The 15,097-nt window shown below is 62.4% G+C and carries 13 protein-coding genes and 1 pseudogene; 2 read left to right on the forward strand and 12 right to left on the reverse strand.

All coding sequences use genetic code 11. The features are described 5' to 3' along the window. Window positions 1-37: 37 nt before the first annotated feature. Entirely contained in the window at window positions 38-1,216 is a 1,179-nt protein-coding gene (locus U5K31_12855) for an HU family DNA-binding protein (protein ID MDZ7773610.1), read from the reverse strand. Next, window positions 1,213-1,503 (reverse strand): HU family DNA-binding protein, encoded by a 291-nt coding sequence (locus U5K31_12860; protein MDZ7773611.1) that lies wholly within the window; start codon window positions 1,501-1,503, stop codon window positions 1,213-1,215. The genes U5K31_12855 and U5K31_12860 overlap by 4 nt, the downstream gene beginning before the upstream one ends. A gap of 208 nt (window positions 1,504-1,711) precedes the next feature. Between U5K31_12860 and U5K31_12865 the strand changes: the two genes are divergently transcribed. Then, complete coding sequence (locus U5K31_12865) at window positions 1,712-3,676, forward strand: aconitate hydratase (protein MDZ7773612.1); 1,965 nt, start codon at window positions 1,712-1,714, stop codon at window positions 3,674-3,676. Between the two features lie 93 nt (window positions 3,677-3,769). After that, on the forward strand, window positions 3,770-4,147 hold the full coding sequence (locus U5K31_12870; protein MDZ7773613.1) for a MerC domain-containing protein: 378 nt from the start codon (window positions 3,770-3,772) through the stop codon (window positions 4,145-4,147). A gap of 18 nt (window positions 4,148-4,165) precedes the next feature. On the opposite strand, the gene U5K31_12875 is transcribed toward U5K31_12870, so the two are convergent. The 10 genes and pseudogenes from U5K31_12875 to U5K31_12920 all read right to left on the reverse strand — a co-directional run bounded on the left by U5K31_12875 (window position 4,166) and on the right by U5K31_12920 (window position 14,671). Continuing rightward, window positions 4,166-5,392, reverse strand: a complete 1,227-nt coding sequence (locus tag U5K31_12875; protein MDZ7773614.1) for an FAD-dependent oxidoreductase — start codon at window positions 5,390-5,392, stop codon at window positions 4,166-4,168. Window positions 5,393-5,438: 46 nt separating this feature from the next. After that, entirely contained in the window at window positions 5,439-5,978 is a 540-nt protein-coding gene (locus tag U5K31_12880; protein ID MDZ7773615.1) for a pyridoxal-phosphate dependent enzyme, read from the reverse strand. Window positions 5,979-6,045: 67 nt separating this feature from the next. After that, a pseudogene (locus U5K31_12885) lies at window positions 6,046-6,399 on the reverse strand (pyridoxal-phosphate dependent enzyme). A 14-nt stretch (window positions 6,400-6,413) separates the two neighbouring features. After that, window positions 6,414-7,856: a hypothetical protein gene (locus U5K31_12890; GenBank protein MDZ7773616.1), complete on the reverse strand. Its 1,443-nt coding sequence runs from the start codon at window positions 7,854-7,856 to the stop codon at window positions 6,414-6,416. Window positions 7,857-7,939: 83 nt separating this feature from the next. After that, a complete protein-coding gene (locus tag U5K31_12895) occupies window positions 7,940-9,532 on the reverse strand; it encodes an amidohydrolase family protein (protein ID MDZ7773617.1) in 1,593 nt (530 codons plus the stop codon). A 120-nt stretch (window positions 9,533-9,652) separates the two neighbouring features. Continuing rightward, window positions 9,653-10,162, reverse strand: a complete 510-nt coding sequence (locus tag U5K31_12900) for a methylated-DNA--[protein]-cysteine S-methyltransferase (protein MDZ7773618.1) — start codon at window positions 10,160-10,162, stop codon at window positions 9,653-9,655. Window positions 10,163-10,410: 248 nt separating this feature from the next. Then, window positions 10,411-11,649 carry an MFS transporter gene (locus U5K31_12905; GenBank protein MDZ7773619.1) on the reverse strand — a complete coding sequence of 413 codons (1,239 nt, stop codon included), beginning with the start codon at window positions 11,647-11,649 and terminating at the stop codon, window positions 10,411-10,413. Further along, window positions 11,579-12,427, reverse strand: a complete 849-nt coding sequence (locus U5K31_12910; protein ID MDZ7773620.1) for a metal ABC transporter permease — start codon at window positions 12,425-12,427, stop codon at window positions 11,579-11,581. The genes U5K31_12905 and U5K31_12910 overlap by 71 nt, the downstream gene beginning before the upstream one ends. 48 nt (window positions 12,428-12,475) lie before the next feature. Next, complete coding sequence (locus tag U5K31_12915; GenBank protein ID MDZ7773621.1) at window positions 12,476-13,408, reverse strand: metal ABC transporter substrate-binding protein; 933 nt, start codon at window positions 13,406-13,408, stop codon at window positions 12,476-12,478. 78 nt (window positions 13,409-13,486) lie between these two features. After that, window positions 13,487-14,671, reverse strand: coding sequence for a hypothetical protein (locus tag U5K31_12920; protein MDZ7773622.1), 1,185 nt, complete (start codon window positions 14,669-14,671; stop codon window positions 13,487-13,489). Between the last annotated feature and the right edge of the window lie 426 nt (window positions 14,672-15,097).

Consider the following 15,097-nt stretch of genomic DNA (forward strand, 5'->3'; position numbering starts at 1 on the left):
CCCCGCGTGCTACCGGGGCCGGGTGGCGAAGGCCAGGTCATCCCGGTCGATTTCGACGCCGGTGTGGTCCAGCACCTCCCCGTGGTACTGCCTTGCGGCATAGAGAAAGTATTTGGCCTCCTCCCGGTCGCGGTCCTTGTACCAGCGGTAGGAATCCACGTAGCCCATGGCCACCGAGAGGGAGTCCGATCGCGAGAGCGTTTCCCCGGCTCCCTCCGGCAGGGGCACCGTGAGAGAGGTGCCCGCATAGATGAGGTCGGGATGGTCGATGCCTCCCGTATTGGTGCCGTAGATCCAGGGCCACAGGTAGGGATCGCCGTATTCCCGGCGGGCCATGCTCCAGAGGGTCTGTCCATCGTCCTACCTGCCGGCTGACGGTCTCGTTGTCGCCTGTGATCTCATTGAGGGCCTCTTCCGATTTGCCGGCGGGGGCGGGGGATTCGCCGGTCTCTTCCACCTGGGTCACGGAGGGGGAGGCGGGCTCCTCGAAAACCTGGTCGAATACCTCCGAGCTGAGCATCCAGGTGGCCGCCACGATCACCATAAGCACAAAGGCGGCCGCAACGATCAGGGGCCAGTTGGCGTCGGAGCGCCTGTGCCGGCGGCTCTTGCGGAAGCCGAAGCGGTCTTCTTCTGCTTCGCCGTCCTTCTCTATTCGAGAGGAAGAGGCCGGAGGATCAAAATCTTCTTGTTTCTTGCTGCTATCTCCCTGGCCGCCAGAGTCTTTAGACTGGTCAGTATCGTTCATTTCAGGCGCATATTCCACCACCGAGCTTGGCGCGGGACGGGCCTCATCGCCGCTCCCGCCGTCCGGTCCCCGGCCGCCGGACCGGGTGGGAGGGGCGGTGGGAATAAAGTCGGACTGCCGGGAGGTGGTATCCTCCTCCGGCTCATCATCGTCCAGCAGCTCCGGCTCGCGGTGGGCGTAGGGTGCGTTGACACGCTCTCGCAGCTCCTTGTAGGCTGTGAAGGTCACGCGGTTGTGGGCCGGAATGGTCATGGGCTCCCCGGTCTGGGGATTGTAGCCCTCGCGCTCGTCCACTTCCCTGAGCCCGAATTTGCCCAAGCCCGCAATATTCACCTTGCGGTCCTCCTCCAGTCCCCGGTGGATCACCGACACCAGTCCCTTCATGAAGTCGTGCGTGAACTGCTTGGAGCGGTCGGTCTCCTCGGACATGGCGTCGATCAGCTCCTGGAATGTTACTTTTTCGCTCATGACGTCTCCTCCAGCTCTTTCATTTCCTCCTTGAGGCCTTTGCTGGGCGAAAATCTGACCACCCGCTTGGGCGGGAGCCTCATGTAGGATTCGTGATGGGGATTGTAGGAGCGGCGGGCATCCCGCGTGTGCGTCTCGAAGGTTCCCAGTTCGGGTATGCTGTAGCCCCGGCCTTCGGAGAGATTCCTTTTCAGGGTCTCCACGGCGGTATCCAGCAGACGTCGCGTTTCGGCCTTGCTCAGGTCCCGGCTTTCCGCCAGGGCTTCTACCACGTCACGGGTGTTCATAACCGAAGGTTTGGGTTCCAATGGGCAGGGATCATACTATTTAAGAAAAAAACGGTAAAAAGCTAAGCGGGAATTGGAAAGCCTCTTGTGCGGATTCGATATAAATTAGCGCCTCTTCCCGCGCAGTTGAAACGATAAGCCACCGTAATACTATTGAGTGTAGTGGATGGAACCCTTCAATCACTAACCTAATGCTGTCAAAGAACTTATGAGTCAACCGCTGAACGTAACCCAGAAACTGATCAAGAGCCACCTGGTGGAAGGAACCATGGAGCCGGGTGAGGAGATCGGCCTGAAAATCGACCAGACCCTTACCCAGGACGCTACGGGCACCATGGTGATGCTCGAGCTGGAAGCCATGGAGCTGGATGAGGCGCAGACCGAGATGTCCTGCCAGTATGTGGACCACAACCTTCTGCAGACCGATTTCAAGAATCCTGACGATCACGTCTTCCTGCGTTCGGCGGCCGAACGGTTCGGCATGTGGTTCAGCCGACCGGGCAACGGGGTAAGCCATCCCATCGAAACCGAACGCTTCGCCATTCCCGGCAAGACCCTGGCGGGTTCCGACAGCCACACCCCCGCCTCCGGCTGCATGGGCATGCTGGCCATCGGCGCGGGGGGACTCGACGTGGCCTTCGCCATTGCCGGCGAGCCCATGTTCATCAAGATGCCCAAGGTGCTGGGCGTGGAGCTGAAGGGCGAGCTGCCCGACTGGACCAGCGCCAAGGACGTGGTGCTGGAGATGCTGCGCCGCTACGACGTGGACGGCGCCACAGGCTACGTGATCGAGTATTTCGGGGAGGGCCTGAAGAACCTGGACACCATGGACCGCCACGTCATCGCCAACATGGGCACCGAAATGGGGGCCACCACCACGGTCTTCCCGGCCGACGAGGAGATCCGCCGCTTCATGCGGGGACAGCGCCGCGAGGAGGAATTCGTGGAGCTTCTGGCCGACGAGGGCGCCGAATACGACGCCTACGAGGAGCTGGTGCTGGACGAGGTGGAGCCGCTGATTGCCCTGCCCAGCAGTCCCGGCAACGTGGTTCCCGTGCGCGAGGTGGAAGGCAAACCCATCTACCAGTCCTATGTGGGCTCCTCCGCCAACCCGGGCTACCGCGACTTCTGGATGGCCTCGGAAATTGTCAAGGGCCGGACGGTGCACGAGGACGTCTCCTGGGATGTCAATCCCACCTCACGGCAGATTATTGAGAATATGGTCAGCAACGGCGTCATGCTGCACCTGGTGCAGTCGGGCGCCCGCATTCACCAGGCCGGCTGCAACGGCTGCATCGGCATGGGACAGGCCCCGGCGAGCGGGCAGAACAGCCTGCGTACGGTGCCCCGCAATTTCCCCGACCGTTCGGGCACGCCCGAGGACTCCGTCTTCCTGGTGAGTCCCGAAACCGCGGCCGCTTCCGCCCTTACGGGCAAGATCACCGACCCGCGTGATCTGGAGGAGCTCTACGGCATGAGCTATCCGAAATTTCAGCCGCTGGACCATCCCATTGTCAACATGGACATGCTGCAGGCGCCCAAACCCAAAGAGGAGCGCGGGGAGATCAAGAAGGGGCCCAACATCTCCACCATGCCCGATTTCGACCAGCTGGAGGACTTCAAGGTGCCTGTGCTGCTCAAGATGGGCGACGACATCTCCACGGACGAGATTCTGCGCGCGGGCGCCGAGGTGCTGCCCTTCCGCAGCAACATCCCCGAGATCAGCAAGTTCACCCTCGACGTGGTGGACAAGAACTTCTACGACCGCGCCATGAAATCGCGTGATGAGCACGGGGGACACGTGGTGGTGGCCGGCGAGAACTACGCCCAGGGCTCCAGCCGTGAGCACGCCGCCATTGCGCCCCGCTACCTGGGCCAGCGGGCGGTCATTGCCAAGAGCTACGCCCGCATCGGCTGGCAGAACCTGGTCAACTTCGGCATTCCCCCGCTTGAGTTCACCCGCGATGAAGACTACGAGGACATCGACCAGGGTGACGTGCTGTCGGTGAGCGGCATCCGCGAGGCCATCGAGGAGGGCGACACGGTGACCCTGGTCAACGAGACCAAGGGCAACTCCTACGAACTGGCCCACACCCTCAGCGACCGCCAGAAAGAGGCGGTGCTGGCCGGCGGCGTGATCAACCGTTACAAGCTCAGGAAAAACGGCGCCTGATCGGCCGCTTCACCTGCCGGCGGTTTTCCCTTGGGGGCGAAGTGCGTATATTCGGTCCCGCACCGCCACTGCTAACCCGCCTGGAGCTCCGCCTTGCAAAAAACCTTCTGGGACCGTCTCGGTATAGGCCTGTCCGGCCTTTGCGCCATTCACTGCCTCCTCTTTCCCGTACTGGTGGCCCTGCTGCCGCTGGTGCCTTGGGCAGAATCCGTGCATGCGTGGACCCACCCGGTGCTTTTCCTGCTGATCGCACCCACCGTATGGCTGGCTCTCCGTGAGAAGCGTCCCGGGCGCCGTCCCATCGCCCTGCTGCTGTGCAGCGGACTGGCGGTCATCGCCCTAGCCTGGTTTCTGCACGACGTGGTGGGCATGTGGGGCGAGGCGATAATCACTCTGGCGGGCAGTGCGCTGCTGATACGGGGACACTGGCTTAACTACAGGGGCCACCGGGCCCGCGAACGTCACGGATGAGCGCTGCCGCCCGCCGTGTTATTCGGGCAGGCGCTGCAGGGCGTCGGCCAGCTGCAGGCAGACCTCATTGAGGCCCTCCTGCCAGCCGCTCCCTGCCTCCCTGCGTGTCATGATGGCGGAGGCCAGCGCACAGCCCCATGATAGGGTCACACCCGCACCCCCGTGGCCGTAGTTGTGGATAACCTTGTGGCCCAGCTGACGTCGCGAGGATAGCTCCAGTCCCCCGCTTTCCGGGTGCCCCAGGTAGCGGTAGCCCATGCGGGCGGAGCGCTCGGGAAAGCGGTCCAGATCGAGTCCCCATCCCCCCAGAATATCGCCGTTCAGTTCCAGGATGGAACGCGGCACCTGCAGCCCGTCCACCTCCACCGTATCTTCGGTGGAAGGCCCCTCAAAGGTGCCATCCCCGGCTAGTCGGCCTTCGATGCGACTGCCCCCGATCACCCACCCGTCGCGGCGGGGATAGAAATAGACGTCGCAGGCTTCGCCGGTGGGATCGGCATAGATGTCGGGCGCCGGAGTGTAGTTGTAGGAGAGGATGCGTCCCTCGGCGTCGCGGTGCAGCGGCGCACCGGGAAGGGTGAGCAGGTGCCCCAGTATTACGGGACGGCCCCGCTCCCCGGAAGCGTGGGCGGGGCGGCCGAAAAGTCCCGGACTCCAGACGCCCGTGGCGTTGACCAGGGTGTCCTGGGGGAGGTCACGCAGCCTCCGGCGATCGAGCTCGCGGCGGACCAGCCTGCCGCCGGACTGCCGGTAGGCGCGGCAGAGGGCGGGCATATAGCGCGGCCATTCGGTGAACCAGCAGTCGAAGACCCAGCCGTGCAGTCCGCCGGCACCTTTGCGTCGCGGCAGGCGGGGATCGTCGGCTTCCACTGTTTCCGGCCGGTCGAGCAGGGAGACATAGCCGGGCATCTCCCGGGGTTCTTCAAATATCTCGTAGTGTCGGTGGCGGACCACCCCGGGGAAGCCGCGGCCGGCCAGTCGTGCAAATATCTTCTGCGTGGCGGTGAACAGCGGCTTCAGCCGTCCCCCCGCCTTGATGGAGTGGGGAATAGCCGAGGCGGCGGGATAGAGGCTGGCAAAACGGGGATCGCCGGGCGTTTCGCCGGCATGCTCCCCGCATCCCGGCACCAGGTCGCGGGTGTAGCAGGTGGTGGGAAAGCCCAGCAGCTGCAAGGTAAGGGCGGTGGTGAGTCCGGTGACGCCCCCGCCCACTACGGCTATCTGCTTGTTGAACATGGGCTGCATCAATGAGTTGCGGGCTTTCAGCGTTCCGGCGAGGCGCCGTCCGGACTCACCAGGGCAGGTGGTCCAGGTCCACATTTCCCCCGGAGATGATAATTCCCACCGTGGCGCCCTCCGCCTCCACATGGCCGCCCAGCAAGGCCGCCACAGGGACGGCCGAGGAGGGCTCGATGATGATTTTCATGCGTTCCCAGACATATCGCATGGCCTCTCGGATCTCCTCCTCGGAGACGGTGACCATGTCGTGCAGGTGGCGCTGCATGCAGGCGAAGGGCAGCTCGCCCAGGGAGGTGCGCAGCCCGTCGGCGATGGTGTCGGGGTTTTCCACGGGCTGAAGCCGCCCGTCGCGGAACGAACGGAAGGCGTCGTCTGCCCGCTCGGGCTCGCATCCGACCACGCGGGCCGAGGGGGCCATGCCGGCCGCGGTGACGGCCGTCCCGCTTATCAGTCCCCCGCCCCCCACGGGGGCCAGGATAAGATCCAGGGGAGGGGCGTCCTCCACCATTTCCAGAGCGGACGTGCCTTGTCCGGCAATAATGCGCGGGTCGTTGTAGGGATGGATGAAGGCGGCCCCGGTCTGCTCCACCACTTTGAAGGGCGTCCTCGCGTCCCTGCTGGGTGGACTCGCAGAGGGTGATCCGGGCCCCGTAGCCCTCCACGGCGCGCCTCTTCACGCCCGGGGCATTTTCTGGCATGACAATGTGGGCGGAAATGCCTTTCATGCGCGCAGCCAGGGCTACCGCCTGGGCGTGATTGCCTGAGGAGTGGGTGGCCACGCCCCCGCGGGCCTGCCCCTCTTCCATGGAGAAGATGGCGTTGGAGGCCCCGCGGAACTTGAAGGCTCCCACCTTCTGGAAGTTCTCGCATTTGAGCAGCACACGTGCGCCGGTCCGCTCGTCCAGCTGGCTGCTGCTGAGCAGGGGCGTGCGGTGGAGGTAGGGTGCGATCAGGCTGTGCGCCCTGTGGATGTCCTCAAGATCCGGTACGGACTGCGAATGGGGATCGGTCATGGTCGTGTCTGAATTCAAAGGCCAATGGAGTCGAGTATACCGCTTAGCAGGGATTTCCACCAGTAGTTGAATACGGACTTCTCCTCCAGGCGCTCGAAATTCACTTCGCCGCGCCGCAGGGGCGCCTCGTGGTTGTTTGCTCGGACGAGCAGTGTGTTGACCAGCAGGGATTTCAGCGCCCGGCCCTCCGCGGCATCGGGATGGGCCCGGTCCATCACCTCCACCGAAAGTCCCTCGTAGTCCATGACCACCTCCCCGGAAGACCGCTGCCGGTCGAGCGTCATGTTGAAGTCCAGGCGGTGCAGGGTGCCGGAGTGCACCCGCACAAAGGCCAGGCGCTGCATCTGGGGATTGAAGGCTTCCATAGCCAGGGCGCCGACGCTGCCGTGCAGGCGGTGCGAAGCCTGCTCCGAATCGACGGGGAAGTGGGCGCTCGCCTCAACGGGGGCGACCCCCATGAATCGTGCGCTGAGGTCGAGGACCAGGTCGGCCGGCGAGAGGGTGGAGAGGGCTCCACCCCGCGCCTCCACCTGCGTAAATCGGATGCGGCCCGGCACGTCCACCAGGTTCCTGTGCTCGGCATAGGAGATCTCTTCGGCGCTGACGTAGAGGGAATCCACCTCCAGGGGAATTCCCAGGTGGCGAAGACGCGTGGCCGGAAGGGGTTTCACCCGGGGCTGCCCGCCCGGCAGGCGCTTGTCGCGAAGCACCTCCAGGCGCATGCCGTCGATGCGCAGGATGCGGGCGCGCAGGCCTTCGCCCGAAACAAGCGCGGGCTGGTCCACCTCCTGCAATTCCAGGCGGGGAAGCAGCAGGTCAATACGGTCGGTTTCAACACCCACGCGCCGGGCGAACTCCCCTTCGTCGAAGCGGGGCACCAGTCGCAGGGAGTCGGCGCGGAAGACGCCTTCGGAGGTGGCGTAGCGCAGGGAGGCTGCCGCCAGCCGGTAGGGCTGTCCGGGCGGCTCCCAGCGCAGGGAAGTGCAGGAGAGAGTGAGCGTGCGTCCCTTCAGCAGGTCGGCCGGGGAGGCGGAGGCGGCGCCCGCCAGATCGGCCGGGCCGATGCCCGCCAGGCGAATGCGTCCACAGTGCAGCCAGAGCTGCCGCAGCGGATCGTCCGTGAAGGCGGAGAAGTCGGGCAACATGCGCGCGGAGTCCTCCGCGTCGGAGGTGGAAGGGGCGGCCGCCGTGTCGGGGCGCAGGGAGAGGTTGCGGATTTCCACCGCACCCCCTGCCAGGTCCACCTCCACGCGCAGGGCCTCGCGGTCTACCGTCGTGCCCTCACCCAGCAACGCATCCAGCTCGTCGGCCAGGCGCTCCCGGAGCATGGGCTCGACCACCGCGGTATTTACCACCCAGGCGGCCAGCGCCAGGAAGAGAAGGAGAGCGAGCAGTCCGCCCAGCCAGGTACGAATGCGGCCGGCGGTGGATTTTTTTGGGTTGTCGGATGGCGTCATGGTGCACGAAATTACCGCAGTTTGGGAATCAATACCAAATAAGTTGCATGCAAGAGCATGCGCCCGGTCCGCGGCCCGTGGCCCTACCAGTCGAGGCCGGGCTGGGTGATCTCGTAGTTTTTCTCCTGCTTGGCCTGTTCGACCATGCGCGCCACATCCTCCAGCAGCTGCTTCGCATCGTAGACGATGCCGTCCTTGATGGTGTATTTGACGCCCCCGTGGCGCACGGGCTCGTTCTGGTCGTTCACCATGATGGCGCCCGTGCCGTAGAGCACCTTCAGGTTCTGCAGCGGGTTAGCGTCCACCAGCACCATGTCGGCCAGCTTGCCCACCTCAATGGTGCCCGTTCGGTCGGCAATGCCCAGCGACTCCGCGCCCTTGATGGAGGCCGACTGGAAGATCTCCAGCGGGTGGAAGCCCGCCTCGCGGAAGAGCTCCATCTCCTGGATGTAGCCGAAGCCGTAGAGCTTGTAGATGTAGCCGGCGTCGGAGCCGAGGGTGACCCGCCCGCCGCGGTTCTTGTACTCGTTGATGAATTCCATCCAGAGTTCGTAGTTCTTTTTCCAGGCCACCTCCTGCTCGGTGCCCCAGTTGAGCCAGTAGGAGCCGTGGGAGATGCGACTGGGCTTGAAGAACTCCCAGAGCGAGGGAAGGGTATATTTTTCGTGCCACTCGGCGCGGCGCTGGGCCGACAGGTCACGGCTCGCCTCGTAGATGGTAAAGGTGGGATTGATGGAGAAATCGAGCTCCAGCATTTCGTTCATCACCTCGTTCCAACGGTCGCTGTAGGGTTCGGCGGCCTGCTTCCAGAGGCGTCCTGCCTCCTCGAAGCGGTGCTGTTCGTTGTTGTAGTTGTAGTCCAGCGGGTAGTCCTGGATGATATGGTCGGTGAACATGGACTCGGGCAGCCCGTACCAGTGGGTCATGCTGGTGAGTCCCAGCCGGGCCGATTCCAGGGCGTTGGTGGTCACCACGCGGGTCTGCGCGTGATGGGTCATCGTTTCGAGTCCCAGCCGGTTTGCCTCGTCAATGGCGGCGGCGTAGACCTCGCGCGGCGCTCCGAAGAACTTGATGCCGTCGGCGCCCCGGTCGTGGATCATGTTCACCCACCGGCGCGCGCCCTCGGCGGTGGTGATGGGTCCGTCGTGTCCCATGCCGAAGGCAATGTAGGCGTAGATGTGCGGGGCGGTGATTTCGTTGGCGGCACTGCGCTCCTTGTGGCGCAGGGTCCACTCCATGCCGTTGCCGGAGGCAGGCTCGCGGATGGTAGTGATGCCGTGCGCCATCCAGAGCTTGTAGACGTACTCGGCCGGGGTGCCCTGCGCCGAACCGCCGGTGTGGGCGTGCATGTCAATGAAGCCCGGCAGCAGGTACATGCCGGAGGCGTCGATTTCGCGGGTGTCGGGACCCGCCTCGGGCCGGCCGCTCTCATCAATGGGCACGCCGGGGTAGCCCACCGACTGTACGGCGGCGATGCGGTTGCCCTCCACCACCACGTCTACGGGTCCCATAGGCGGAGAGCCCGTGCCGTCGACGAGGGTGACGCCGCGAATGATCAGGCGGTCGTAGGGACCCTCGCCGCGCTGGCGGTCGGGGGCATCGGGTACCTGGGCCTGGGCTGCGGTGAATAGTCCGGTGCAGAGCAGCAGGGCGAGGGAGGCGATAAAGGTGCGCATGGATAAGGGAGATTAGGATAAAAAGTGGAGGCGTCCGGGACCGGTTCCCGGCATCGCCCTGAAAATCGTAAACGCTTGGGGAAATAGCCAACGCAGGCTGCACCGCTTGCGGGGCCGCGTTTACAAGAGGAGGACGCCCTCGTGCTGCAGAAGCCATCGTTTGCGTTCCACCCCACCGACATAACCAGTCAGCCGGTTGCCGGTACCGATAACCCGGTGGCAGGGCACCACGATGGGGAGGGAGTTGCTGCCGTTGGCCGCCCCTACGGCGCGTACCTTGGCGAGGTCGCCCATACGAGATGCCAGCTCGCCGTAGGAGACGGTCCAGCCGAAGGGTATGTCGAGCAGTAGCTGCCATACCTGACGCTGGAAATCGGTGCCGGCGAGATGAAGGGGCAGATTGAATGCGGTGCGCCTGCCTTCGAAATACTCCTCCAGCTGTCCGGCCGCCCTGCGGAGCACCGGCGCAGGATCCCCGGCCCGATCTTCCCGGCTTTGCTCAACGCCGGCGCCGCGCACATCTCGCACATTATCGGCTTCGCCGCCGGGGTAGCGAATGGCGGCAAGCCGGCCGTCACGGGACTCCAGGGTTAATTTTCCAAGTGGGCTATCTATATGGTAAACATCCATTTAGGGTATTGTTATGTTGGTACTTCAAAAGAAAATAAATTTTTTTGTAACAATGGGCCAACGAAACACTCTTGATAATACACAGAGAAGAACTCAACCAACTTCTCTCTAGATCCTAACAACCTAGTTAGTCAACTAGTCACTCCTAAATGCTGAAACCTAAAGCATTAAAATGCCGGGATGGATAATCCCGGCATTTTTTTTAGAGTCTTCTCCATTGCCTATCCTCCTGAAGAATCGCCCGTCCCTTACTCCCGTATCAACAGCATCGCCACAAAAACAAAGAGCAGGGCGGCGCCCGCCGAGGCGTAAAAAGTGCCTTCCAGGCTGAAGAGCCCGTAGATCAGTCCCAGCAGAAAGGGACCGAGGGCCTGACCCCCGCGTAGCACCATCCAGTTCACCGACAGGAAGGCGGCACGATACCGGGTGGGGGCCTGGTGGGTCAGCAGGTTGAGTATGCTTGGAATGTTGATACCCTGGGCCAGTCCAAAAAACATGATGGGAAGTGTCAGCATCCAGGCTTCCTCCATGAAGGGAATGGAGAGGAAGACCCCCAGGTAGATTACGGCGGCTGCCAGTATGAGCCGGTCTTCGGCGAAGCGCCGGGTCAGGCGGCCCAGCTGCGAGGAGGTGACGGCTGTGACCACGGAGGAGCCCGATAGGAAGAGTCCAATAGCAAGGGAGGAGAGCCCGAACCGCTCGTCGAGCAGGATGGGCAGGAAGGTAAGGTAGCCCCCGTAGAGCATGATGAAGGTAAGAAAGTTGGCCGAGAAGAGTCCCAGTACCTTTGTCGACTGCAGGCTGCGCCATACCTCTGACAGGTAGTCTCCCATCCGTTCCCCGTTGCTCGGCTCGGGATTGTCCAGGTAGCGGAGCACGACCAGTCCCACAGGAATGGCCAGCAGGGGCAGGAAGAAGGGGAAATACCAACCCAGCAGGGCGAGTCCACCGCCGATGGCCGGGTAGGAGGCGGTGCCCAGGCTCAGAACGCTGCCGTTGTAGCCCATGGCGGTAGCCCGGCGATTGCCCTCGTAGAGGTCGCCGATGAGCGTCACGTTGAGAGCGCCAAGGGTGGCTCCGCCTACGCCCTGCAGGAAGCGTAGAGCCAGTAGCGTGGTGAAGTCGGCAGCGAAGGCGCATGCGGTGCCTGCCATTCCGAAGAGCAGCAGGGAGGGCACCAGGATGGGTTTGCGTCCCCAGCGGTCGGCCAGCACCCCGAGCACCGGCGTGAGCACGATGCCCGGAAGGGTGAAAGCGGTGATCAGCAGCCCGATCTGCTCATTGGAGACTTCAAGCACACGCGCCATCTTGGGTAGGGCCGGCGCGATGCTGGCCACCCCCATCACCGCCGACAGGGTAATGCCGAAGATGAGATAGAGGTTGAGGTCCTGTAGGAGGGACGGTTTTTGGCCAGGCTCAGGCTTCAGCGGAGGCGGACTGCGGATCTTCGGATTTCTTGTTGCGCGCCAGGTTGATAACCGAAACAACCGCGAAGATCATTCCAAGCATGGCCACAATGGAGGAACCGGCCGGAAAGTCGAAGTTGTAGGAGAAATTTAGTCCCAGGAAGCCTCCCAGCACGCTGATCAGCAGGGCGTTGACGATCACCCATGTGGTGTTGCGGGTGAGCATCATGCCGCAGACCGAGGGGATGATCAGGTAGGCGAAGACGGGAATGACGCCGCCGATTTCCACAGCGAATACTATGGCCAGTCCAATGGAGATGTAGAAGAGGAAATTCCAGAGGTTAAAAATGCCCACCTCCTCGTCCTCCTCCCGTTCGAAACGCTCGGTCAGGCGGAAAAACTGTTTGCGGAAGACCGCCTGGAGGATTCCAAGTACCCCGAAGACGCCCAGCAGCGTGTAGATCTCTTCCAGGTTTACAGCCAGGATATTTCCGAAGAGCACCTCCTGCACGGCCGAGTCGCCGTGGGCCGCCTTGGAAATGAGCAGCACCGTCACGGCTGAGGCGATGGCGTAAATAATGCCGATGATGGCCTCCTGTTTCAGGCGGTGGTCCCTGATCTTGATAAGTGACAGCAGGAAGGCTCCCACAATGGTGGCCGCAATGGGAATCCAGGTCTCGCCCAGACCCGCAAAGGCTGCCACGGCCACACCCAGCGAGGAGATCTGTCCCAGCGCCAGATCCACAAATACAATACCGCGCCGGACCACGTGCACCCCGAAGTAGGCAAGCAGAAGTCCGGTGATGACGGCCGCGATGAAAGCATAGGTCATGAAGGTCAAACTGAACATCTCAAACATGGGGTATACCTCGTACTTGGTTGAATAAAGGGTGCGCTTCTTTTGGAATCACTGCTGCGCCTGTTCGAGGGCCTCCACCAGCTTCCCGATATTGTAGTCGAAGAGGTCGAAGTAGTCTTCTATCTCCTCGTAGCCGCCCGTCATGGTCGAGAGCTGGACCAGCTGCGTGTCGGTGTTGCGCATCACCACCTGGGGCGAGTCGTTGCTGAAATAGGGGGAGTTGATGATCACGTTGATGTTGCGGGAGTTGACCAGCTCAATGATCTTGACCAGCTGGGAGGGGGTGGGCGGAATGCCGGGCTTGGGTTCCAGGAAGCCCGCGATCTCCAGTCCGAAGCGCTCCTCGAAGTAGACCCACTCGTTGTGATAGGCGATGATCTCGGTGCCCTGGTAGGGCGCCATCATGGACTGCCACTCCTTCATTTTCTCGTCTATGCGCTGCTTGAAATCCTCCAGGTTGGCGGCGTAGTCAGCCTCGTTGTCCGGGTCGATCTCCGCCAGGGTATTGTAGATGTTCTCGGCCACCTGCTTGCCGCGGATGGGGTCAAGCCAATAGTGAGGATTTCCATAGATGTGGATGTCGCCCTCGTCGCGGCTCACCTGGTCGGGCACCTGCTTGAGCTCGATACCCTCGGAGGCGTCCAGGTAGCCGGCGCTTCCGCGCTGGATATCGGCATTACGGGAGCTCTCCAGCAGGGATGGAGCCCAGCCGACCTCCAGGTCGAGTCCCACCTGCACGAACATGTCCGCCCGCGTGAGACGCACGATAAAGCTGGGCTTTGGATCGACGAAGTGGGGGTTTTGGTAGCCCTTGCCGATGGAGAAGACATCCACATGCTCGCCTCCCACATGGCGTGTGATGCTGGCAAGGTCGGGAAGGGTGGTGACCACGCGCAGCTGCGCCTGCGTGAGTCCGGCGCCTGCCGTCAGGAAGAGTAGCAGGGTGATCAGGCTGTTTCTGAGGAGATTGCGAAGTTTCATAAGAGGATCCTGGTTGTACTGAAAAAGGGTTTACGACGGGATGTGGTATGCTACCCGTTGTAGGCAACTGAACGGCCGCTAGTATTCATGGGCCCCGTGGGAACCTATGACAAAGACCCAGCGGAAGAGTCCGGAGAAGGCAGTGTCGCCGAAGTTGTTTTCTGTGGAGATACGGGGCCCAATTTCCAGCTTCTGGAATTCGGTGGCGTACCATCCCAGGTAGGCCGAGACGGCCTGCTCGGCCATGGCCGGGTTCTGCGGATTCTCCCCGTAGCTGTACATGCCGGTCAGATGCCATCGGCGTCCCAGCTGGTACCTGATCCAGGTGTACATGCCCCAGGCGTTCTCGTTGAGGTCCGGCTCAACGACCAGGTCGTTGTCCGGCTGCGGGCGCTCCAGGCGGCTGAAGAAGAATTCGGCCTGCCACTCGAAGGATTTGTAGGTGTTCATGCGCACCGGTTTCCAGATGTAGGTCAGGTTGACCCCGCCAAGCCGGGATCGCCCCCCGAACTCGTTATCGCCAACCGCGCCCGAGAAACCCAGCTCAAAGGTGGCGTTTTCGGTTAGAGACCAGAAGTTTTTCAGGTGGGCCGTCAGCTTGGGGTCGTTCTCCTCGCTGTAGGCGAAAAGGGGGGAATTCCCGGGGCCCCGCGTCACGTCTACAATCAGCTCCTGGTAGAAGCTCTGATTGGGAATAAGCCAGCTCAGCGAGGCGCCCTGGTCGATCATCGCCTCGCCCATAAAAGACTCATAGGCCACGGGCACGTCAATGACAGGAAGGGCGTGGCGGTGTGTGAGGTTCATGCGGCCGAACTGCTGGCGGAATTTGCCCACTTTGAGTTGCAGGTTGAGAGGCAGGCTGAGTGTGCGCAGGTAGGCCTCCTCCAGGTGCAGGTGTAGGTCGCCTCCTTCGCCCTCCAGCACCGGGAAGAATTCGGCCCGTGCGTAGGGATCGATGACCGAGCTGAAGTTGATTTCCATGCTGTTGACGTAGGCGTCCCAGTTCCGCTCACCCTCGCTGTGATAGCGGGTCTGGAAATCGCCGATAACGCTGATATCGGGGTTGGTGGTGGCGGTGGCACTGCGCCCTGACTGGCCCGACTGACCGGAGGCCTGCGTGTCATTTTCCTGGCTGTTCATCTGCTGCTGAATGGACTGCAGCAGGGTGTCGGTTTGGGTGGAGTCCTGGGCTTGAACAGGCTGGGCGAGGCAGAAAAGAAGAATTCCTGCGGTGCATACGGATAAAAAACGGTTGGATAACATCGTATAGGCGTGTAAAGTTAGTGAAAGGGCAATGGACATACGGATGGAATCGGGGACGGGGGATGATGGGCCGTTTGTCTAGACGGTGACAGGCGGAGACCTGGCAGGCGGGAGGCAAACCGGGGATACGACAGCTGAGCGATCAATGGCGGGCGGCTGCCACGCGGAAACGGCGAAGGGGATTGGGGTAGATCCGACCGATGGCCGGTCCATCTTGGAAATCTTGGCGCAAATGGGGCAGAGGTCGGTGTCTACGGTCAGGCATTGTCCCGTATCGACGCCCTTGGAAGGGTGGTGCCAGCTCAGGTGGTCATGGGAGTGGAGCGTGGAGGCGGACAGCAGAATCCCCATGGAAAGTATGAAGATCGGTACGACATATGTTCGTAGACCGTCATTAAACATGAAACCACCTGCTCCAAGGTATTG

The organism is Balneolaceae bacterium (assembly GCA_034521445.1).
Lineage (GTDB): Bacteria > Bacteroidota > Rhodothermia > Balneolales > Balneolaceae > JAXHMM01.

What these genes read in the sequence shown, in the direction of transcription:
- U5K31_12900 (MDZ7773618.1), bottom strand. Translation starts at nt 10,162, where the DNA reads ATGGATGTTTACCATATAGATAGCCCACTTGGAAAATTAACCCTGGAG.
- U5K31_12895 (MDZ7773617.1), bottom strand. Translation starts at nt 9,532, where the DNA reads ATGCGCACCTTTATCGCCTCCCTCGCCCTGCTGCTCTGCACCGGACTA.
- U5K31_12915 (MDZ7773621.1), bottom strand. Translation starts at nt 13,408, where the DNA reads ATGAAACTTCGCAATCTCCTCAGAAACAGCCTGATCACCCTGCTACTC.
- U5K31_12860 (MDZ7773611.1), bottom strand. Translation starts at nt 1,503, where the DNA reads ATGAACACCCGTGACGTGGTAGAAGCCCTGGCGGAAAGCCGGGACCTG.
- U5K31_12855 (MDZ7773610.1), bottom strand. Translation starts at nt 1,216, where the DNA reads ATGAGCGAAAAAGTAACATTCCAGGAGCTGATCGACGCCATGTCCGAG.
- U5K31_12890 (MDZ7773616.1), bottom strand. Translation starts at nt 7,856, where the DNA reads ATGACGCCATCCGACAACCCAAAAAAATCCACCGCCGGCCGCATTCGT.
- U5K31_12875 (MDZ7773614.1), bottom strand. Translation starts at nt 5,392, where the DNA reads ATGCAGCCCATGTTCAACAAGCAGATAGCCGTAGTGGGCGGGGGCGTC.
- U5K31_12920 (MDZ7773622.1), bottom strand. Translation starts at nt 14,671, where the DNA reads ATGTTATCCAACCGTTTTTTATCCGTATGCACCGCAGGAATTCTTCTT.
- U5K31_12865 (MDZ7773612.1), top strand. Translation starts at nt 1,712, where the DNA reads ATGAGTCAACCGCTGAACGTAACCCAGAAACTGATCAAGAGCCACCTG.
- U5K31_12910 (MDZ7773620.1), bottom strand. Translation starts at nt 12,427, where the DNA reads ATGTTTGAGATGTTCAGTTTGACCTTCATGACCTATGCTTTCATCGCG.